Here is a 23,158-nt window from a genome sequence, read left to right on the forward strand (position 1 = left end):
ATTTAAATTTTATACATAAGCAAAACTGTTATGTCTCTGTTGTATTTGTATCTTGGCTGTCAGAACTTGAAGATGCACCATTAATTGACCAGGTAGAAACTCCTTCTTGCATATTGGTTAAGGTAAATGTATCTTGGCCTGCACCACCCAATAGGAATAATCTGGTAAAGACAGAGTCTCTAAGTTCATTATCCATCAATATAGCAGTATAGTCATTTCCAGAACCAATAACATAAAGGGTATAATTACCTCCTTTGTCTAAGGTTTTATTTACAGTTAAATAACCATCTTCAATAGCAATGAGATTGCTTGCTTTAAGAGGGTTATATTCAGTACCGTTTAACTCGATTTTACTACCGTTCTTATCCCAAACAGCAGTCATTTGAGCAGTAGTACCATTAGTACCATTAGATCCTCTTTTAACTACTGCATTGTATAAAATGCCACTGTCATTCAATACATTAATGCTACCTTGAGAATTAGGATTAATAGTAACATAATTTCCAGACATGTAATATTGATAGTTTGTACTGTCTAATGTATCAAAATTCCATGAACCGAAGTAAGACCACCATCCAGCTTTTTGAATCATATCTGAACTTAAAACAAATGCAACATTATTTGGATTAGATGGATGTGATTGCTTTACAACAGCGTTTGCTTGACTTTCAGTTAAATTATAATCACTGATTAAAGTTGATTTAGCATCTTCCCTACTTAATCCTAACGTTTTGTCCAATGCATCAACCGCAGTTACATTGCTTCCTGTGTAATTGCATAATAAATCAGAAGCATTACTACCAGTAGTTCCCAACATCTGCAAGATTCCTTTAGATTGGGCTAAATCTGAAGTAGTCAATGCTTTACCTACCCAGTATGCACGGTCTCCTGACTGAGAACCCCCATCGAAAGAAGTTGGATGGTCAGATGCAATTTGGAATAGGTAACCGTAGTCCCACCAGGAAATGATAACTGTATCATTAGTAGTGTTTTCCTTAACATAATCCATAGCATTCCACATAGGGTCACTTGACCCTGGAGCAGTAGCTGCAGTGGTTTGATAAGCCCCACAAACAGTTGGAGACACTAAAGCTAAAGTGATCAATACAACAACAAGTGCCTTTTTAAGGGATACATCTGAATCCCTGATAGATTTTCTAAGATATATGAATACTCCGGAAATAACTACAAGAGCAACAAATATAATTGAACCTATCATTAAGGCATTATCAAGACCATAATAAATTTGAGTAATTGGGAATGCAATCAAGAATGAACAGACAATAGCTATCAAGAATAATGTTCTATCATCATCAATGTTAGCCTTGACATAGTCCACTGCATATCCTACAAAAATACCTGCACAGATACCCATAGGAACTACTAAAATCTGAATAAATCTTGTACCTTGAGTTACTGCTGCTGCAGATGCAAGAATCCATACAATGAATAAGCTTAAGTAAAGCACATTTAAACGTTTACTTTTATTGATTTCATCAGTTGAACCGAAAGAGCCAATGTCTTTAAGGGAAATTCTGAACCTTTCTTGCTCTTTTCTGATAGAAGTAGCTTTTCGTTTAGATTTATGAGGTTTTGATGAGTCTCCTTTAATTTTTACAGACCTTAATCTAAGCAATCTTTGAACAAATGTGAATAAGACCAATAAAACACCAAAGAAAGCAACTATTCCACCAACCCCGTTTATAACACCATTGGTGTTAGCTAAAAATGCTCCAGGAAGACCACCAGCTAAAATATTTGGCTTTTGCATCTCTGCAACAGAAACAAATACGTTAGGCCATACATCACTTGATGCAGATAAAAGTGAGAAACCGCCAGTAAGACCGTTGATAGCATCTAATATACCACCTATTCCAACAGTGAACAATAAGCTGATAGCGCCTAAAACAACAATTAAAGCTACTGGAAACAGTTCTTTTTGATTAATCAACCAGTTTAGCTTATTACTATAATTTTTAAATGGTTCCAATACTTCAATGTCCAGATAGAAACATAATATGAAGAACACTATCATCACAATTATCATTACTGCAGGATAAAACATATATCCAGTCCATGAAAGGGAATAAATACCAATAGTGATAACAGATAAAATTGCGAATATTATCCTATGAACCAATTTATCGCTTTTAACCGCTTCAACAAAGAAGAGTATAAAGAATAAAGGCAAGGTTACGTTAAACATATCTGTATCGAAAAATCCTGCAAATGTGTGTGAAATATAGTTAGGACCTAAAGCTACAATCAATGTAGCAGCAATTGCCCCATAATCATTAGTGATTCTTCTTGTGAATATGTAAACAGGAATTACTGCAAATGATGAAATTAATGCACCAGTCCAGAATGCAACTTCCTTAAGGGACATGTCATGGAACATGTTCACTATTCCATATAAGAATGATGTGACATATGCAATCATCGGCTGATAGGACCCAACGTCCCTTCCTGATGGATAGTAGGAATGCATATCCCAACCAGAACCATTTACTAAAGTATCACCAAAATATCCATGATCCATATAATCTTGAGTCATCCTTAAGTTAAAGTATGAGTCCATTTCACTGAAATAAGGAAGACCATCAGCATCCATATAATTTGCTTTAATTTCATTTGGAACTCCACCAATATCAGCGGCTTGAGCTCTAAGACCAAAAACCAAAACAAACAATATTGCTATGATAACCACAGATTTTAATATAGTTTTATTTTCCATAAAAAATCCTCGTACATTTTACAAATTAATATTCGAATATATACTTTTAGCCATATTCAATCATCCCATGAAAGATAAAAGCGCTTTAATTATCTTATTTTCATAAAACAACATCATATGACTTGTAAAACAAATTATTAAATATATTTTAAAATATATTGAAAATAATTATTTTTGAAATAAAATTATTAAACTTAAGACTTGATACAATGATTATTAAACCAATGTTAATAAAAATCAATTTAAATTTAATAATAATTAAATATACATTTTATATACATATATAATTTTCTAATATACTATATAAAGGAAAAAATAGCCAATAAACATTTGAATATATACGAATAAAATTATTGGTTAAAAAATAAAAAAATAGCTATTTAAAAAAATGAAAAAATGAAAAAATAAATTTATAATAATCCTTAAAAAATTAAAAAAAAAGTATAAAAAATAGAAAATAAATTGAAAAAATAAAAATTGAATAAAGAAAATGATAAATTTTTATAATAATCCTTTAATCATTTACTTAATTCTTCTGATTTTTCTTGCAATACTTTGTCCAAATCCTTCAATTGGCAACTGAACCTGCATTGTGGGAAGCCACTGCATCCAACAAATTCACCAAATCTTCCAGAACGTTTCAATAAGTCTCTGCCACATTCCGGACATTTGCCAACAACTTCAGGAGCACGCCTTTTGCTTACTTCCTTACCGCAATTTGGATCAAGGCAAACGTGTTCCCTTCCCTTTTGGCCTTTTCTCTTAATTGAAATCATAGGCAATCCACATGTTGGACAAGTTGATTTTAAGATATTTGCACCTTTAGGAAGTGAGTAAGTATTTCTGCATTGAGGGAAATTGGAGCATCCTATAAATGTTTGCTTATTCCTTCTTGAATACTTTTTAAGCAGTTTACCACCACATGAACAATCTCCAACGATATTTGATTCCTGATAGGATTCATAAAGCTTTGAACCAATTTCCTTTTGATTGTCATTAATATCCTTAAGAATTGATCTTACTTCCTTTTCACCATTAGCGAGAATTTCCTCTTTTGTAATCTTATCAGCAGATAAGCTATCCAACTCTTTTTCAAATTCACGAGTTAACTCTTCGCTGGTTAAGTTCTTACAGTATTGCTTTAATGTGTCGATAATATGAACACCTAATGGCTTAACTTCAATCTTTTTGCCATCAATATATTTCCTATCATACAATTTGGCAATGATGTCTGCACGAGTAGCCTTTGTACCAAGCTCTCTTTTCTCTAATTCCTTGATAAGAGACGCTTCATTGTATCTTGCAGGAGGTTTGGTTTCCTTTTCCTCTGAAATGATTTCATGAATCTTAAGGAAATCTCCTTTTTTAAGCGGAGGGAACTCATCCGCTTCTTGTTTCTTAAATGGATAGTGTTTTAACCATCCTTCATGAGAAACCCTTTTTCTTGAAAAGACAAATTCCTCATTGTTAACATTCAAGTCAACTTTCATGGTTTCCAATTTGGAATCCTCACTGAAGACACTTATGAACCTATAAACTATCAAACGATAAATCTTTTCCTCATCTGGAGATAAGTTAGATGGCAATACACCAGTTGGGTGAATAGCTGGGTGTGCTGCATCTTCCTTCTTACCTTCATTTGGCTTTAATTTTGCTGGCAAATCAGCAATATGTTTTCTAAACTCTTCATCCTTAAGAAGACCTGCAAAAATCTCTTTAAATCCTAATGATTCAGGAAGTTTTTGGGATGAGGTACGTGGATAAGAAGTGTATCCTCCAACATATAGGTTCTGAGCTGCAACTTGAGTCCTTTTAGGGGAAAATCCAAATACAGTGTGGGCTTCAGATTGCAATCCTCCTAAATTGAATGGAATAGGAGGTTTTCTGATTGTTTCCTTAATATTTACATCAGTTACAGTTGCATCAGCCCCTTGACATTCATCAAATATTCTTTTAGCCCTTTCTTCATCAAAGATCTTATCTTCAACATGATTTGCTATAATGTCAAAATCAGACTTGGCCTTGATTTGCCAATAAGGTTCTGGAATGAATGATTGTATCTCCTTTTCCCTATCCACTAAAATGGATAATGTAGGAGTTTGCACACGTCCTGCAGATAAGCTTATGCGACTTGAAGATGCTGATCTAACAGCTTTCATCAAAGCTGAAGAGATATTCATACCAAAGTAATAGTCTAGCATATGTCTTGCAATACCACTATCCACTTGGTGTATGTCAATGTCAATCATATGGTCATATGCATCTACAATATCCTTTTTAGTCAATGTGGAAAATTTCATACGGGATGCTTTCGCTTCAGCATTGTTTCCACAGGCATATTTCAATGCATTATAACCAATCAATGTTCCTTCTACGTCGTAATCGCAAGCATGAACAAATTTATCTGCATCTTTAGAGAGTTTTTTAATAGCATAAACATAATCCCTAACATATCCGCTATTCTTTTCAACTTCATATGCTGGAACCCATTTTAAATCAAACCCTAATCTGTCTCTTGAAGTAGCGGATGTCAAAGAGTACAAGTGACCTACTGCAGACAAAACAGTGGTCCTTTTGCCATCTTCCTCAAATTCCCAATAGCTTATCTTCCTGCCGTATTTCTTCTTTTGGGCCTTTGAAGAGAGAGCCTTTGCTATCTTCTCAGCAGATTTCGGTTTTTCTGAAATAATCACTTCATGCATGTTATCACATAATAAATAAAAATTAAATATAAATTAATAATAAAATTGTTTAAAGCTTTTTCAAATATCAAAAAAGCTTATGAAAAATAGAATTCTATAAAATAATTTTTATAAAATCTAATGAAATAAATTGAAAAATTCAAATTTACAAATTATTCAAAATCATAAATACTTTATACATAACCATTATATTTAATATTTTCGTTTTTGAACAATCCATATTTCAAGACAATTATAGTATTAAAATGAAGAGTAAAATTAGAATAGATGTAAAAAATTAAAAAATGGTTATTATAATCAATTAAATTGTAAAATAAAAAAGAAATGATTTAAAATTATTTTTTATCCATCAAATCCTCTTTATAAAAACCATAGAAATTGCTGCAATACCCACACATAGGATATTTTCCATAGTGATAATGAGCCCCTTCATCACTGTTCATGTCAAATTCCTTTCCACAGGTGTAGCAAACTTCTATTTTTTCTTCCTTTTTATCATTATTTTCATTTTCTGCCATTGCATCCCCACAATATTATTTTTAAGATATTCCATCACAATTATAATAAAATTAGATTTAACTATTATATAAATTTACTTAACTATTATATTTCTATTATATTTCTATTATAATCTATTATAATCTATTAAAAAATCAGCTGGAAAATAACTAGAATAAATAAGCTCAAATGAAAAATAAACAAAATAAGAATTAAAATAAAATAATAAAAAAAGTAAATTAAAAAAATATAAAATAAACTAAATAAAAGAAAATAAAAAGAAATTAAAGAAAAAATAAAAATTAATTAAAAATAATTTAATTAATTAATATCGTATTTTTGCAAGAGTAAAAGCTCTTCAGTAGATAATTTCTTACCGTTTTTGAATTTATCAAAGATACTTTCAGCTCTTTCTTTTTCTTCACGATTTTTCTTATTGTTAGAAGAACCACCAGATTTATCAGATCTGCGTTTTCTGTTTTTGTTGCTTCCTAACTTTTTATTGATAACATGAATTTCACTTAAAATCATTTTAAATTCTTCATGTTTAGCAGAAGCATTCTTTCTAGCTTGGAGGAATAACTTGTGTGCTTCATCAGCAGCAGTTCTGATTTCATCAGTTTTTCTGAAGTAAGAAAGCATTTGTTCGTGAGCTTCTTGTGCTTGTTCTGAAAGTTCAACTACTTTAGCGTGGAATTCTTCAGATTTTTTCTTGAGTTCAGCAGCTTCTTCTTTGACTTTATCGTCTTCTTTGATTTCTGCAAGTTCTTTTCTTAAATCATTTGCATTTTTAACAAGTTGATTCTCCTTTTTGATGTCTAAAACTCTGGTTTCGATAATTTTATCAATCTTTTTGATTTCAGCTTCAATCCTGATTTTATCTTTTTTACCAGAAGACCATTCAAGACTTTTAATTTCGTCATTGACTTTATTACGTGCTTTCTTGTTTTCTTCAACTTGTTTGTTGATTTCATTACGTTGATCTCTGAACTCAATAGCCTTAGCTAAGTTTTCTTTTAATTCAGAATTTAATTCATCACGTATTTTACGTTGTTCTTTAGCTTCTCTGTTAAAAGCTTCTCTTTCATCTGCAACTTTAGCAATACGTTCTTCTCTTTCATCTTTTTGAGCTCTTACACCTTCAATGGTGTCAGCTAAATCAAAATCAGGTTCTGGAAGAGCGTTTTTCTTTTTGGATTTTTTAGGTTTTGCTTCTTTAACAGGTTTTTCTTCAGCCACTTCTTCTTCAGCTTCAGGAGCTTCTTCATCTTCAACTTCCTCTTCAGCTTCAGCAACTTCTTCTTCCACTGCTTCTTCTTCAGCCTCTTCAGCTTCTTCCTCAGCAGTTTCTTCTTCAACAACTTCTTCTGTTTCTTCGATTTCTTCAACTACTTCTTCAGTTGCATCTGCAACTTGTTCTTCTTCTTGGTTTTCAACAACTACGTCAGTAGTTTCAACTACTTCAGTTTCTACAGCAACTTCTTTATCCACGTCAGCATCTCCTTCAGTGTTTTCAGAGTTTAAATTAATGATGACATTTAAAACGTCAGTTAAATCACGGGTTTCCACAATAAGGTCTGCATTCTCCTTTAAAGCAGGTTTAGCATTAAAAGCAATTCCATATTTAGCAGATTCAATCATGGAAATATCATTTGCTCCATCTCCAACAGCAACACATTCATCTAATGTGTAACCTTTTTCTTCTATGAGTTTGGATAGAACATCTAATTTTGAACCAGATACTAATGGTCCAGTGACTTCACCAGTTAAGATCCCGTCTTCTTCAACTAATGAATTTGTGAATATGTTATCCACATCAAGTTTTCCCTTAATAGTATCGGCGATTATATCAAAACTACCGCTAATAATAGCTACATCAAAGCCATTTTCCTTTAAAGTGGAAACGGTTTCTTCAGCTCCTTTCATTAGAGGCATTTCATTAGCTAATGTTCTAATATCGTCAGTAGCAACTCCTTTAAGAAGCCCTACTCTTTTCTTAATGGATGTTTCGAAGTCAATATCACCTTGCATAGCCTGCTCAGTGATTGCTGCAATTTGATCTTCAATATTAATTAATTTTCCAATCTCGTCTATGCCCTCACCATCAATAATAACATTATCTAAGTCAAATACTACAAGTTTAATCAATAATATCACCAATTATATTAAGTCCAATTCGCTAAGTCTAGCTTTTGCATTTTCTACACCTAACCTAGCGTCTTTTTTGGTTTTAGCTCCAGTACAAACAACTTTTCCGGAACCGAATAATAATAATACAACTTTAGGATCAGATAAACGGTATACTAAACCAGGGAATTGTTCTGGTTCGTATTCAGTGTTTTCCAATTCCAAAGCAACTGCTTCTAAATTTAAAGTAGATTGTAAATTTGCAGAAGCAACAATGTTTTGAATTTTAATATCAAACTCATGAGGAATTTCAGTATCAATAGTTCTCATAAGATCGACAGTTTTTTTAATAGCTAATTTTGAATCATCGATTGATTTAGCGCCAGTACATACAAGTTTACCGGAACTAAAAATTAAAGCAGCAGTTTTAGGATCTTGAAGTTTAAATACTAATCCTGGGAACTGTTCTCTGTTAAAATCGACACCTTCTAACGCTTTTGCCACTTCGGTAAGAACAATGTCTTTCCCAATGCTTGCAGAAGCTACAATGTTTTCTATTTTTATATCAACATCGGTCAATTTATTACCTCCAAAATTATTTAAAAAAAGTAAGTAAATATTTTAAAAAATTAATATAATTTTAGTTTTGACAAATAAAGAAAATTGACAATAAAAATCAGTTAAAATTAATAATTTTTTGATTAAAATTTTTACTAATAAAATATATCATTTATATAGTATATAAAGTTAATGTTTATAAAGCATATAAATGGTAATACTTTTTCATATATAAAGTATTAATTAAAACTGAATAGGATTATTTATAAGGGTATTTGAAACAAATATAAAAATTGAATTGAAAATTAAAAAATGTTTAAAAGCAGTTTAGAAAATTGCTTAGAAAAGAGTTAGAAAATATTAATGATAGTGGGAAATTCCTATGATAGAAGTAGAAGTGAAAGCAAAAATAAGAAGCTTTGATGAAATGAGAAAAAGGCTTGATGAAATAAATGCCGTAAAGGTCAAAACCGAGCATCAGGAAGATAGATATTTCAATAGTCCGGTGCGTGACTTTGCACAAACCGATGAGGCATTGAGAATCAGAGAAACAAAATCAGATGATAAGCACAATTTGTTCATTACATACAAAGGCCCTAAAATCGATGCAAAAAGCAAAACCAGAGAAGAGGTTGAAATGGAAATAGAAGATGCTGACAAAGCTTCTAAAATATTTGAGAATTTAGGGTTCAAGGAAGTCAGAACCGTTGTAAAGGATCGTGAATACTACCAATATGAAAACTATGAAATCAGCTTGGACAATGTCCATGGCCTTGAACCATATATGGAAATAGAAATAAGCTTAGAGGACAATTCTGACTATTCAAAGGTACAGGAAAGCATATTTGAACTCTTTGAAAAATTAGGAATTACAGACGGATTTGAGCGAACCTCCTACTTGGAATTACTAGAGGAACTGGACAATTAAATTTCAATCACTTGAAAAATTATAAAAAAGTTTATAAAACAAAAATACATAACTTATTATATTAAATTTAAACTAAAGAAATTTAAAATATTAAATTTAAAAATATTTAAAAAATATAAAATTAACTAAAATACAAAAGACATAAAGAGTTGATAAAAAAATGCAATATTATACAAGTCCTTTCAATAAGGAAGAGGAATACAAATTCCCAAAAGATATTACTATTTATGATACAACTTTAAGAGACGGGGAACAGACCCCTGGAGTATGTTTCTCACTGGATGACAAATTGGAAATAGCCAGAAAGCTTGATCAATTAAGAATCCATCAGATTGAAGCAGGATTCCCTATCGTCTCAGACAGAGAATCAGCTGCAGTCAAGGCAATAGCTAACGAAGGATTGGACGCTGAAATCATCTGTTTAGCAAGAACCAAAAAAGGCGATATTGACAGAGCTCTTGACTGTGATGTGGATGGAATCATTACATTTATGGGAACTTCTGACATTCATTTGGAACATAAAATGCATATCAAAAGACAAGAAGCATTGAATATCTGCATGAAATCCATTGAATATGCTAAAGACCACGGATTGTTTGTAGCATTTTCAGCAGAGGATGCAACAAGAACTGACTTGGACTTCTTAAAAAGAGTTTACTCAAAAGCAGAAAGCTATGGTGCTGACAGAGTGCATATTGCAGATACCGTTGGGGCAATCACCCCACAAGGAATTACATTCCTAATCAAGGAACTTAGAAAAGTGACTGATGTTCAAATAGCTATGCACTGTCATAATGACTTCGGATTAGCTGTAATTAACTCAATTTATGGATTGCTTGCAGGAGGAAGTGCTGTTTCAACAACCGTAAATGGTATTGGAGAAAGGGCGGGAAACGCTTCCCTTGAAGAATTGATCATGTCTTTAAAATTATTGTATGGTAAGGACTTAGGATTCAAGACCAAATACATCCAAGAGTTATCTGAATTGGTATCCAAGAAAACTGGATTGGAAATTCCATACAATAAGCCAATTGTAGGAAGAAATGTATTTAGACACGAATCTGGAATCCATGTGGATGCAGTTATTGAAGAACCTCTTACTTACGAACCATATTTACCTGAACTCGTCGGTCAAAGAAGACAATTGGTTTTAGGAAAACACTCAGGTTGCAGAGCTGTAAAGGCAAAACTTGACGAATGTGGATTTAAAGTGACCAATGACCAACTTTGCCAAATCGTGAAGAAGGTAAAGGAAAGCAGAGAAGAAGGAAAATACATTGATGACGATGTATTTAAAGACATTGTGAGAAGCATTGATTCAAATTATGTTGATTTATAATATAATCAACATTTTCTTTTTTTTTTATTTTTTAATTATTTTCAAAATCTATTTTTAACTACCCTACTTTTTAAACTATTTTTTAAACTTATTTTTAAACTATTGAACTGAGATTAATATAAATAAATTTATAAATCTAATAGTTTAAATTATAAAAATAGATATAAAATTAAATTAATTAAATTAAAGATATTGATAAATTTTTAGGAGATTAAATTTGAATATTTCAGAAAAAATATTATCTCAGAAACTAGGTCGTGAAGTCATTCCTGGAGAAATTATCGAAGTGGATGTTGATTTGGCAATGTCACATGATGGAACTTCACCTCCTGCAATAAAAACCTTTGAAAAAATAAGCGATAAGGTTTGGGACAATGAGAAGATAGTCATTGTCTTTGACCATAATGTGCCTGCAAACACAATAGGATCTGCAGAGTTTCAAAAAGTAGCTAGAAACTTCATTAAAACTCAAGGAATTAAGAATCATTACATTCATGGAGAGGGAATCTGCCATCAGGTGCTTCCTGAAAAAGGGCATATTGAGCCTGGGAAAATCATTGTCGGTGCAGACTCACATACATGTACCTATGGAGCATTCGGAGCATTTTCCACTGGAATGGGCGCTACCGATCTAGCTATGGTTTATGCCACCGGCAAAACATGGTTCATGGTTCCGGAATCATTTAAGATAAAAGTTGAAGGAAAATTGAATCCGGGCATCACTTCAAAGGACTTGATTTTAAATATCATCGGCAAGATAGGAATAGCTGGAGCTACCTATAAGACTGCAGAATTCTGTGGAGAGACAATCGACAATTTAGATGTTGAAAGCAGAATGACCATGACAAACATGGCAATAGAAATGGGTGCAAAGAATGGAATTATGGAACCTAACAAAGACACTATTGAATATGTTTGCAGTAGAACCGGCAAGACAAAGGACCAATTGAACATCCTTAAATCCGATGAGGATTCAGTATACGAAAAGGAATTCCTATTTAATGTAGATGATATGGAAGCCCAAATAGCTTGCCCTAATGATGTGGATAATGTAAAGCCATTATCCCAAGTTGCTGGAACTCACATTGATCAAGGGTTCATTGGTTCCTGTACCAATGGAAGGTTATCTGACCTCGCACAGGCAGCAGCAGTGCTTGAAGGAAAGCAAGTCCATGATGATGTGAGATTAATCATCATCCCTGCATCAAAGGAAATATATCAAAAGGCAATGGATTTAGGATACATAAAGACATTCTTAGATGCTGGAGCTATGGTATCAAACCCTGGTTGCGGACCATGCTTAGGTGGACATATGGGAGTGCTGTCTGAAGGTGAAACAAGTATTTCATCTACAAACAGAAACTTCAAAGGAAGAATGGGAGATCCGAATTCATCTGTATATTTAGCTAATGCAGGAGTTGTGGCAGCATCTGCAATTTCAGGATTTATTGAAAATCCGGATAATTTATAAATTTGCAATTTAATCCATTATTTAAATCTAAAATTTAAATCCATATTTTTATTAAAAATAATAAAATCAACAATTAATACGGAGACTGAATATGTCAAAAACTACTGACAACAACATTAATGTACGGTTAATTGAAAAAATCAGTGATGTTGAAGAAAAATACAATAAGCAGTTTTCAAACACTCAAAAGATTCTATTGACAACTGATGGTTCAATTACAGCAATCCTTGACGTCCTATATGGAAAAATCGATTTGAAAACCTTAGAGCAACATTTTGAAGAGGCAACTGAAGAGAGTGCACCTTTGGTTAATGTTGATGTTGGAGATGAAGTGAATTATAGGGAAATCGTAATGCATAAGGACGATAATCCATTAATTTATGCCGTTTCTTACATACCTCTAAAAAGATTGACAAAGGAAATCAAGGACGACTTAATCAGAGCAGACACTCCTATTGGAAGAATATTGAAAAACTATAATGTCGAATCCAGAAGAGAGATAAATGTTATTCAGATAGAAAAAGCATCAGATAAACTTAAAGAGCTTTATAATACTGAAGAGGATTTCCTAACACGAGATTACACTATAATAAACAATGGTGAAATCTTGATGTGGATTAAGGAATTCTTCCCAATTAATTACTTTACTGAAATATAATTTAAGCCATGAATAGTTAACTAAACATGAAAAATAGTTTTCAAATGCTCTATTTCATAAAATAGACATATTTACAATAGTTAAAATAAAAATAAAAGAATTAAAGAAAATTTAGGTGGATGATATGGGAGTAAAATTCAAGGACATAGTTTCTCCAGAGGAAATTAGTCTAAAAGATTTGGAAGGACGAACTGTAGCAATTGATGCATACAACACAATTTATCAGTTTTTATCAGGCATTCGTCAAAGAGATGGAAGTCCTTTAATGGATCAAAACGGCAATGTAACCTCCCATTTAAGCGGAATCCTTTATAGAACTGCATCAATAGTTGACAAAGGAATCAAACCTATCTATGTTTTTGATGGAGACAGTTCAGAGCATAAGGCAAAAACCCTTGAACAGAGAAGGGCAATTAAGGAAGAGGCAATGGAAAAATGGGAAGAGGCAAAAGCTGCAGGAAACATTGAAGAAGCAAGAAAATTTGCTATAAGAACTTCCAGAATGTCCCCATATACCCTTGAATCCTCTAAAAAACTGCTTGATTATATGGGAATCCCTTATGTGCAGGCGGAAGGAGAAGGTGAAGCCCAAGGAGCATACATGGTCGAGCAAGGAGATGCATGGGCTGTAGCTTCACAGGATTATGACTGCCTATTATTTGGTGCACCCCGTATTGTAAGGAACCTTACATTAAGTGGCGGATTATCAAACCTCGAATACTTGGAACTTGAGAAAGTCTTAAATGAAATAGACCTTACAAGAGAACAATTAATCGATGTAGCATTGATGGTAGGGACTGACTTCAACGAAGGAATCCATGGAATCGGTGCAAAAACCGGATTAAAATTAATTAGAAACAACACTTTAGAAGACATTTTAGTTCAGAAAGGAATTACAGAAGTGGAAGTAGAACCTGATGAACTTAGGGACATTTTCTTAAAGCATGATGTGAACACCGATTATGAAATCAAGTTCAAAAGTGCAAAAAGGGACAAGCTTGTTGAATTCATGTGTGAAGAGCATGGATTTTCCGAAAGCAGAGTCTTGAATGTAACTGAAAAACTGAAAAAATTAAGTTCAACACAAAAAAGTTTAGAGGATTGGTTCTAAAACCAATCTACCTATTTTCTATTTTTAATAAGAGTTGAATTTGATAAAACTTTAAACAAGAATAATTTCATTTATAAAATCTATTTTTAATATCTAGGAAAATCCAATCCATAAATTATTTTTACATACTTTAACGCAAGATCTGCCTGTTTCTTATAATCCTTCAACACTCTTTTTTCAAAATCATCCCTATTCTTGCTGAGTGTAATCAACCTTAAAAATGACATGTATTCATGAACTGAGGCATCATAATCATAATCATATTTTTCAAATAGCTCATCTTCACTGAGCTTTAAGTCTTCGCCTCTGAATGATGGAAACTCCAATGTCTGGCAAATATTCTCCTTAGTGAAATGCTTTCTCCTTATCAAAGGGGAAACGGAACTGCATAATACATATTGGCTGCAATCAATCAATGGTGGAATTCCCTCCTTATCAAGTCTTTCCAAGCTTGTTAATCTATCAAAATGCTTAATATTGTAGGAGTGAAGTTCTGTATAAAAATCAGGCTTATAATAATCAACCAAATCCAATATTCTCTTTCCTTGCTCAGACTCATAAAATTCCCTATGAATTGTGGAAACATATGGAGTCTTGTCAAAGTTATAGATATAGATCTGTCCGCTTGAGAAATCATCATTGGATAAAAGCTTGATTAAAGGCAAAACATCCTTCCCCTCATCGCCATGAACTCCTCCAATAAATAATTTTGTAGGGCCTTCTCCATTATCAATATAGCGAAAATAAGACATGATATCAGTTCAATAGTTAAATAGAAAATAAAATTTAAAAATTTAAAAAAAATAAATTAAAGTAAAATAAAGATTTAAAAAAATAATTTATATAAAAATAAAATAAAAGGATTAAAGAGAATTAGGTTCCTTCTCTCCAATCAGATAAGTAATCTTTTTGACGTTCTGACAAGTCATCGATTTCAATGCCCATAGCCTTAAGCTTTAATCTTGCAACATCGTCATCAATGCTGTCAGGAGCCTTTTCAACACTTAAGGATAAGTCATTTTCAACGATGTATTTAGCAGACAATGCTTGAACAGCAAAACTCATATCCATGATTTCTGCTGGGTGTCCTTGACCTCTTGCTGCTGCAAGGTTTACAAGTCTTCCATCTGCTAAAAGATAGATTTTTCTACCGTCTTTCATGGTAAACATTTCAATACTTTCCCTTACCTCTTCACAGCTTACAGATTGAGCTTCAAGGTCTTGTCTGTTGATTTCCACATTGAAATGTCCTGAGTTGGATAACATACATCCATCTTTCATGTACTTGAAGTCATCCCCATGGATAATGTCAATATTACCGGTTACAGTTACAACAAGATCAGCTATTTTTACAGCTTCTCTGATTTTCATTACTCTGTAACCATCCATTCTAGCTTCAAGTGCTCTGATTGGGTCAACTTCAGTTACAATGACATTTGCACCAAGTCCTGCTGCACGGGATGCAACTCCACGACCACACCAGCCGTAACCGCAGACAACTACATTCTTACCTGCAATCAACATGTTGGTGGTTCCCATAATAGCATCCAATGAGGATTGGCCAGTACCATAACGGTTGTCAAATAAATATTTGGTATAAGCATCATTTACTGCAATAACTGGGAATTTAAGAGCTCCATCAGCATGCATAGCTTCCAATCTGTGAACACCAGTGGTTGTTTCTTCACAAGCACCCTTAATGTTTGCCAAGAGTTCAGGACGTTTTTCATGAAGGTACATGATCATATCTGCACCATCATCAATGATTACATCCGGCTTGTGGGATAATACATTATCAATAGCTTCGTAGTATTCCTCATCGGTTTGTTCTCTCCAACCATAGATATGCAATCCAAGGGCAGCTGCACCAGCTGCTGCATCATCATGGGTTGAAAGAGGGTTACAACCGGTCATAGCCACTTCAGCCCCACCAGCTTGTAAAGTCAAACCTAAATTCACAGTTTTAGGTTCCAAGTGTAAGCATGATCCAATGGTAATGCCTTCAAAAGGCTTTTCTTCTTCAAATTGTTTTTTGATGTGTTCAAGAACAGGCATGTGTTTTTGAACCCATTTGATTTTTCTAATCCCTTCATCAGCAAGGGACATGTCTTTAACATTACTCATAATATCACATGAAAAATTAATTAAATAAAATCAATAATAATCATTTTTTGAAAAATTATAATAAAATAATCATAATATTATTTCAAATCATAATTTATATTATTTATTATAATTTTTATCATTATAATTTATTAATTTCAATATAAATATTAATTGTCTTTTTTATAATATAAGATTTACTAACAAACAAAAACTATATAAGTTATAAAAAACATAACTTTTAATACTGTCTGATGCCGGGGTGGCTCAGCTGGTTAGAGCGCACGGCTCATAGGGTAACTAAGCGTGCTCTGACTTTTTTCCTGGGATACCGTGAGATCGCGGGTTCGAATCCCGCCCCCGGCATCCAATCCCAGGAATCATAACATCATAACTTTTTTTAACTATTTTTATTCAATTCAACAGAATTAGACAACTTAATAAATTATTTTTAGACTATTTTAAACTATTTTAAACTATTTTCAATAATAAAAGTCCCTATTACCTAAACCTATTAAAAAATGATATTAATTAAAAGATTATATTAATTAAAAAGACTAATATTAAAATATTAAAAAACATTATTTTAATGAAAATTTAAAATTTAATAAACGATAATAGGTAACACAATGAAATATAGAACTTTAGGAAAAACTGGAGAGAAAGTTTCTATCTTAGGATTCGGAGCAATGAGATTGCCTCATTTTAAAGACAATAATCAAATAAATGTTGAAGAGTCCGATAAAATATTGAGTTATGGGATTGAAAATGGAATAAATCTTGTTGATACCGCTTATTCATATCATGCAAATAACTTATCTGGAAAAGGAAACTGTGAAGAGTATCTTGGAAACTTCTTGCATGAGAACTCATATAGGGAGGATATACTTTTAAGTACAAAGCTTCCTAGTTGGCTCATTAAGTCAAAAGAGGATATGGAAAACATATTCGAACAGCAATTAAAGGATTTGAAAACCGATACCATTGATTTATACATGCTACATAGCCTTAATGAGGATTATTGGAAAATGTTTAGGGAACTTGATGTATTTGAATTTCTGGATGATATTTTAAGCTCAGGTAAAGCAAAGCATGTTGGTTTTTCAGCCCATACAGAGATGGATTGGATTGTTGATATTATAGATGACTATGACAAGTTCGAATTTGGCCTTACCCAATTGAACTATCTCGATGAAAGATACCAGTCCGGAAGGGAAGGAGTTGAGTATCTGGCTTCCCAAAACTTAGGAACCATAATAATGGAACCTCTTAGAGGTGGAAGATTAGTGCAAAATGTGCCTCAAGACATTATGAAATTATGGGATATGGCTGAAGAAAAGAGAACTCCTCTTGAATGGGCTTTCCAATACCTTTGGAACATGGAAGAAGTGAACACAGTCCTTAGTGGTATGAATAGCATAGAGCAGGTAAAGGAGAACATTGAAATAGCCAACAGGTCAGAAATAAACTCCATTAGTGAAAATGACTTGGAGCTTATTCATGAAATTGCTTGGGAATACAAGCAAAGGAGAGGAAATGACTGCACAGGTTGCGGCTACTGCATGCCATGCCCTCATGGAGTGGATGTTGCAGGATGCTTTAGGGAATATAATGTAGCTAAAATGCTAAACAATCCTGCAGGAAGTGCAATGCATTATTTCTCACTTGAAAGCGGCACAAGAGCAGACAGTTGCCTACATTGCGATGACTGCTTAAACCATTGCCCTCAAATAATCCATATCTCTGAAGATTTAAAGAAAGTGGAAGAGTTCTTTGGAAGAAAATACACTTATTTCTAATAATCTTAAAAAAAATGATTAAAAATTATGAATATGAAATGGTATTCAAAATCTAAAAAATTTCAAGGAAAAATAAAAAAATAACAATTGTTATATAGGATGAGATTTAATATTAAACTAGGGATTCAAAGATATAAAAATATAAAAGGTAATTAATAATATATTATTAGATGTGAAAAGGTGGAAATATGCCAGAAAGATATAAAGGATTTGGATACTGGGATATAGCAACTCGTCAAATGAGTATTGTAACTAGAAGCCAACAAACAAGATTTAAAGATGCTAAAATAGGAGTAGTTGGCTGTGGAGGCATAGGTGGAGGAACCATTCTTATGCTTGCACGTATGGGACTTGGAGACTTAACAATAATAGACAAGGATGCATATGATCTGTCAAACTTAAACCGACAAGCAATCTCCAGCTTGGAAACAGTAGGTGTGGACAAATCAATTGCAACAAAGGAAAGAGTCAGAATTACAAACCCTTATACAAAAGTGAATGCTTTCAATGAAGAATTAAATGAGGATAACATTGAGGAAGTATTTGGCGATAGGGACATAATCATTGATGCATTGGATAACCTATACACAAGAATCATTGTAAGCAGATTTGCTAGAGAAAATGATATCCCATTTGTTCACGGAGCTATTCATGGAACACAAGGACAAGTAAGCGTATTCACTAAAGACACTCCATCATATGAGGAATTGTTCTCCCTTCCATCCCTTGGAAAGAACTTGGGAGAGGAAACTAAAAAGGAAATATCAAAATTAACCAAAGGAGTGCCTCCAGTAATTGGACCAGTTCCAAATATTGTTGGATGTTTAGAATCATTTGAAGCTTATAAACTTGTAACTGGAATTGGAGAGGTTAACTACGCTCCAAAAATACTTAATTTTGATTTACTCAACTTAGAATCTTTTAAAGTTTTGGAATTATAAATTCCTTAACTACTTCTTTTTTTATTTTTTCTGAATTTTTTAATAGTTTCTATACATTATTTTTTTATGAATTTTTTAAATTTTTATTCAAATCTTATTGATTTTACTTTTATTTTAAATGATTTTAAATCATTTGATCTAAAAACTTTTAGATTATTTTCCCCCATTTTTGTCAAAAATCTATAAATATATATGTTAAAATACAGTTTTGTTCAATTTTTTATAATAAAAATAAATTATTTTTAAAATTTTAATGAAAAATTAAATATTCAAATGAAAAATATTAAAAAAAATAAACCATTACACAACCTTTAAAAACTATAAAATAGATAAAATAATATATTAAAATATATAGATATATTATTAGGTGGAAATCTATTTCCGAACTAATATTAAAAAATAATTATTAAATTAAGATAATTATTATATATTATTCCAAATCTAATGGAGAATGATTTAATGGAAGAAAGAATCAAAAATGTAATCGAAAGAATGAAAGCAGACAATATAAAGTTTATTAGACTCCAATTTGTTGATTTGCATGGAATTCCAAAAAATGTGTCTATCCCATGTGAATTAGAAAATATGGAAGATTTATTAACTGACGGTATCCTATTTGATGGATCTTCAATACCAGGTTTCGTAGGAATTGAAGGAAGTGACCTTGTATTGAAACCTGATATAAGCACTTATTCCGCTTTATCCTGGAGACCTGAAGAATCTGCATCATGTAGATTTATTTGTGACATTTACAAACCAAATGGAGAACCATTTGAAGGAGACCCAAGAGGAATCCTTAAAAAGGCATTGGCTAAAATCAAGGAAGAAGGTTACACCTACAACATAGGTCCAGAACCTGAATTCTTTATTGTAGACACTGACGATGACGGATATCCAATTCCTCACGATGACGCAGGATACTTTGATGTGGAACCTGTTGACAAGGGAACTGACTTCAGAAGAGAAATTACCACTAACTTACAGGAATTAGGCTTTGAAGTTGAAGCAAGCCACCACGAAGTGGGACCTGGTCAAAACGAAATTGCATTTAAATTCGATGACGCTTTAAAAACTGCAGATGCAGTAATTACATTTAAACAAGCTATTAAAGCTATTGTAGCAAATATGGCTGATTTCGATGGATTTGACTACAGAGTTACCTTCATGCCAAAACCATTCTTTGGAGAAAGCGGAAGTGGAATGCACTGTCACCAAAGTTTATTCAAGGATGGAGAAAACATCTTCTATGATGAAAACAGTGAAACTGGATTATCCCAAGAAGCAATGTGGTTTATTGGAGGATTATTAAAACACTCTGCGGCAATCACAGCAGTTACCAACCCTATTGTAAACTCATACAAAAGATTAGTTCCAGGTTATGAAGCTCCTGTATACATTTCCTATGGTATCCAAAACAGATCCACTTTAATCAGAGTTCCAGCTGCACGTGGAAAGGCCACCCGTATTGAATACAGAAGCCCAGACCCAACTTGTAACCCTTATCTTGCATTTGCAGTGATGTTGGAAGCTGGTATGGATGGTATCAAAAACAAAATTGACCCTGGAGAAGCAATTGAATTCAACATTTATGAGTTAAGCGATGAAGAAAGGGAAGAGATGGGTATTGAATTGTTACCTTCCAGTTTATGGGAAGCATATCATACATTTGAAGATAGCGAAATCATGAAAGAAGCACTTGGAGACCATATATTCGATGCATTCTTAGCTGCAAAATACGAGGAATGGGACGAATACAGAGTCCAAGTATTCAATTACGAACATAAGAAATACTTAAACTTATAGTTCAATCAATATTGAATTTAAGATTTAAGAACATAGCTATTTAAAAATTAAATAGCTATTTTTTATTTTATTTTTAAAGACTTATTTTAAACAATGAATAATACTTATTTTAAAAATTCCAGTTGAAAAAGTAGGAGATTACATGTCAGAATCCGAACATAGAATGATAGAAATTCTAAGAATCCTTAATGTGCAGGAAAAACCAATTGGTTCAAAGGTAATAGCTGACGAGCTTAAAAACAAAGGGTATAACCTTGGTGAAAGAGCAGTGCGTTATCATATGCAAATTCTTGATGAAAAGGGATACACAGAAAGGAAAGGATATTCTGGCAGAGTCATCACCGAACTTGGAAGAGGGAAACTTGAAAAAGGATTGATTTACGACCAAGTGGACTTCACATTTTCAAAATTTGAAGAGAGAATATACTTAACTGATTTTGATTACAATAAAAAATGTGGAAATGTAATCGTAAATACATCAAATATCCTAGACAACAAGGCATTTGACATCATTAAGAAAGTCTTTGCAGCAGGAGTTTGCGTAAGTCCATTGATCAATGCTAAAAAAACTGAAATCAATGGCAAAAAGGGATATGTGATGAAAACCATCTGTGGTACAACAATTGATGGAGTGTTCTTAAAAAATGGAATTCCTTCTATCCCTCAATATGGAGGGCTCGTTGAAATCGAAGATTACTATCCTACCAAGTTCTCAGAACTGATTTCCTACAAGAAAACTTCAATAACTCCATTAGATGCATTTATAGCAAAAGACATGACTTCAGTATTGGATGTTGCAGAACATGGAACAGGTACAATTCCAGCAAACTTTAGGATAATTCCTGAAACCGGGTTAAAGAAGGCAAAGGAAATTATACAAAAACTTGAAAAAGTGGGAATTGGAGGAGTTTTGGAAATTGGAGAGACAAGTGAAAACGTTTTAGGAATTCCAGTCCCTGAAGGAATGGTTGGAATATCAATCATTGGAGGAATCACACCATTCTGTGCAGCTCAGGAAATGGATTATAAAGTTGATATCAAGACTGGAGAATCCTCTAAGCACAAAATCAAGAAAGCAAAGAAAGTGGAGTATAAGAAAACACCGTTTATACTTACAAAATCATTGAATAGGATGAATCAGGTGGATTATGATATTGAAACAAATGAAGGAAACATAGTTGCAAACATATCCTATTTAGATAGACTGGATCTTGATGATGCTTTGACCATCATGAAAAGAACATATAAGAATCTTCCAAAATACATGAATCCTTTATTTAATATTGTAGATCATCCAAGTGATGAAAGCAAAGTTGGAATAGCTACCGTTTGCAGCTTGTCAATTGATGGAATCCTAATCAACAATGGTATCATGAGCACACCAAGATATGGTGGATTATTGGAACTTGGAAAGCCACCATTGTTTGTAGAAATGATTTCATATGACGGTTCTTCAATAGACCCTCATAAAATATTTATCTTTAAAAATTTAACCCAAATAAGCAAAAGGAAAAACCCTAAGAAGATACTCGCTTCAATTAAAGAAGTTCCATACATAGCAAGACCTGAATGTGAAGCTATTTTGGATAAAATTAATGAAAATGGATTCCCTATATTTAAAGTAGGTAAGCCAAGGGAATTGGTGTACAATGCAAAAGTGGACAACTACAACTTCGGAATTGTTACAGGAAGCGGATTGAATTCAATAGCTGCAATTAAGGAAAAGGGAATAGCAATTGAAGCAAAAGCAGTTGAAACCATTTTGCCAATAGAGGATATGAGTTTAATCTATGAACAATGATTAAAAAAAATAGCATTTAAAAATTTGAATAAAAATAGTAAAAAATTATTAAAAAAATAAAAAAAGAAATAAGAAGATTTAGATTACTTCAATATAAACAGACTCTTTAGTTTCGTCTTTAGGATAGTGATGTAATTCTATAATATCTTCCTTATATTCTTCAAAGTCAACTTCAATAGTATCAGAAATAATTTCACCATCTAAAGCAATCATCACTCTACAACTTGGTTTTCCTCTAAAGTCAGAAAGATCTACACCTAAGACATCTCCTTTAGCAGAAACACGGTTGTATGCAATATCAACTTTATCGAATTCTTTAAAATTATTCTTAATGTAATCGAGAACTTCATCAGAAGTCATTGTTAATTCCTTATCTACCATATTTTAGACCTCCTTAGAGATTAATTAAATTTTAGAAAATCAATTACTTATTTTATTATTAAATTTTATTATTAAATTTTATTATTATAATTTACGATTATATTTTACGATCATATTTTACGATCATATTTTACGATTAATAATATATCGTTTCTAATATATAAAATTATTTGTATTTATTAAAACTAATTAATGATTTATAAA

The 23,158-nt window shown here is 32.5% G+C and carries 17 protein-coding genes and 1 tRNA gene; 10 read left to right on the forward strand and 8 right to left on the reverse strand.

Annotated elements, in window-relative coordinates; translation table 11 throughout:
- Positions 1–28: 28 nt before the first annotated feature.
- The 5 genes from QZU90_RS04990 to QZU90_RS05010 all read right to left on the reverse strand — a co-directional run bounded on the left by QZU90_RS04990 (position 29) and on the right by QZU90_RS05010 (position 8,640).
- The gene (locus QZU90_RS04990; protein ID WP_296855863.1) at positions 29–2,734 is read right to left on the reverse strand and encodes an STT3 domain-containing protein; all 2,706 of its coding nucleotides are present in this window, start codon (positions 2,732–2,734) and stop codon (positions 29–31) included.
- 518 nt (positions 2,735–3,252) lie between these two features.
- Positions 3,253–5,436 (reverse strand): DNA topoisomerase I, encoded by a 2,184-nt coding sequence (gene topA, locus QZU90_RS04995; protein ID WP_296855865.1) that lies wholly within the window; start codon positions 5,434–5,436, stop codon positions 3,253–3,255.
- Positions 5,437–5,771: 335 nt separating this feature from the next.
- Positions 5,772–5,954 (reverse strand): hypothetical protein, encoded by a 183-nt coding sequence (locus tag QZU90_RS05000; RefSeq protein ID WP_296855867.1) that lies wholly within the window; start codon positions 5,952–5,954, stop codon positions 5,772–5,774.
- Between the two features lie 301 nt (positions 5,955–6,255).
- Positions 6,256–8,082, reverse strand: a complete 1,827-nt coding sequence (serB, locus tag QZU90_RS05005) for a phosphoserine phosphatase SerB (RefSeq protein WP_296855869.1) — start codon at positions 8,080–8,082, stop codon at positions 6,256–6,258.
- 12 nt (positions 8,083–8,094) lie between these two features.
- Positions 8,095–8,640 (reverse strand): TATA-box-binding protein, encoded by a 546-nt coding sequence (locus QZU90_RS05010; protein WP_296855871.1) that lies wholly within the window; start codon positions 8,638–8,640, stop codon positions 8,095–8,097.
- A 361-nt stretch (positions 8,641–9,001) separates the two neighbouring features.
- Here QZU90_RS05010 and cyaB point away from each other — a divergent pair, with 361 nt between their 5' ends.
- From cyaB to fen, 5 genes are all read left to right on the forward strand, one after another.
- A complete protein-coding gene (cyaB, locus tag QZU90_RS05015) occupies positions 9,002–9,547 on the forward strand; it encodes a class IV adenylate cyclase (protein ID WP_296855897.1) in 546 nt (181 codons plus the stop codon).
- A gap of 160 nt (positions 9,548–9,707) precedes the next feature.
- Positions 9,708–10,886 (forward strand): homocitrate synthase family protein, encoded by a 1,179-nt coding sequence (locus QZU90_RS05020; RefSeq protein ID WP_295608042.1) that lies wholly within the window; start codon positions 9,708–9,710, stop codon positions 10,884–10,886.
- Positions 10,887–11,103: 217 nt separating this feature from the next.
- Positions 11,104–12,357 (forward strand): homoaconitase large subunit, encoded by a 1,254-nt coding sequence (gene hacA, locus QZU90_RS05025; protein WP_296855899.1) that lies wholly within the window; start codon positions 11,104–11,106, stop codon positions 12,355–12,357.
- A 91-nt stretch (positions 12,358–12,448) separates the two neighbouring features.
- A complete protein-coding gene (locus tag QZU90_RS05030) occupies positions 12,449–13,015 on the forward strand; it encodes a chorismate lyase (RefSeq protein WP_296855901.1) in 567 nt (188 codons plus the stop codon).
- A gap of 124 nt (positions 13,016–13,139) precedes the next feature.
- The gene (gene fen, locus QZU90_RS05035; protein ID WP_296855903.1) at positions 13,140–14,126 is read left to right on the forward strand and encodes a flap endonuclease-1; all 987 of its coding nucleotides are present in this window, start codon (positions 13,140–13,142) and stop codon (positions 14,124–14,126) included.
- Between the two features lie 86 nt (positions 14,127–14,212).
- Here the strand turns inward: fen and QZU90_RS05040 are convergent, their stop codons facing one another.
- Both QZU90_RS05040 and ahcY read right to left on the reverse strand, forming a co-directional pair.
- Positions 14,213–14,878: a DUF2119 domain-containing protein gene (locus tag QZU90_RS05040; protein WP_296855905.1), complete on the reverse strand. Its 666-nt coding sequence runs from the start codon at positions 14,876–14,878 to the stop codon at positions 14,213–14,215.
- A gap of 121 nt (positions 14,879–14,999) precedes the next feature.
- Positions 15,000–16,250 carry an adenosylhomocysteinase gene (ahcY, locus tag QZU90_RS05045; RefSeq protein ID WP_295608033.1) on the reverse strand — a complete coding sequence of 417 codons (1,251 nt, stop codon included), beginning with the start codon at positions 16,248–16,250 and terminating at the stop codon, positions 15,000–15,002.
- Between the two features lie 235 nt (positions 16,251–16,485).
- Between ahcY and QZU90_RS05050 the strand changes: the two genes are divergently transcribed.
- The 5 genes from QZU90_RS05050 (at position 16,486) to QZU90_RS05070 (ending at position 22,573) form a co-directional block, all read left to right on the forward strand.
- Positions 16,486–16,595: transfer RNA gene (locus tag QZU90_RS05050), tRNA-Met, on the forward strand.
- A 263-nt stretch (positions 16,596–16,858) separates the two neighbouring features.
- Complete coding sequence (locus QZU90_RS05055) at positions 16,859–18,028, forward strand: aldo/keto reductase (protein WP_296855907.1); 1,170 nt, start codon at positions 16,859–16,861, stop codon at positions 18,026–18,028.
- A gap of 188 nt (positions 18,029–18,216) precedes the next feature.
- Entirely contained in the window at positions 18,217–18,969 is a 753-nt protein-coding gene (locus QZU90_RS05060; RefSeq protein ID WP_295608028.1) for a HesA/MoeB/ThiF family protein, read from the forward strand.
- Between the two features lie 459 nt (positions 18,970–19,428).
- Positions 19,429–20,772 (forward strand): type I glutamate--ammonia ligase, encoded by a 1,344-nt coding sequence (gene glnA / locus QZU90_RS05065; protein ID WP_295608026.1) that lies wholly within the window; start codon positions 19,429–19,431, stop codon positions 20,770–20,772.
- 142 nt (positions 20,773–20,914) lie between these two features.
- Positions 20,915–22,573 carry a DUF128 domain-containing protein gene (locus QZU90_RS05070; protein ID WP_296855909.1) on the forward strand — a complete coding sequence of 553 codons (1,659 nt, stop codon included), beginning with the start codon at positions 20,915–20,917 and terminating at the stop codon, positions 22,571–22,573.
- Between the two features lie 78 nt (positions 22,574–22,651).
- Here the strand turns inward: QZU90_RS05070 and QZU90_RS05075 are convergent, their stop codons facing one another.
- Positions 22,652–22,954, reverse strand: coding sequence for a DUF2097 domain-containing protein (locus QZU90_RS05075; protein ID WP_295608022.1), 303 nt, complete (start codon positions 22,952–22,954; stop codon positions 22,652–22,654).
- Positions 22,955–23,158 lie beyond the last annotated feature (204 nt).

Source organism: uncultured Methanobrevibacter sp., from assembly GCF_902784195.1.
Classification (GTDB): Archaea; Methanobacteriota; Methanobacteria; order Methanobacteriales; family Methanobacteriaceae; genus Methanobrevibacter.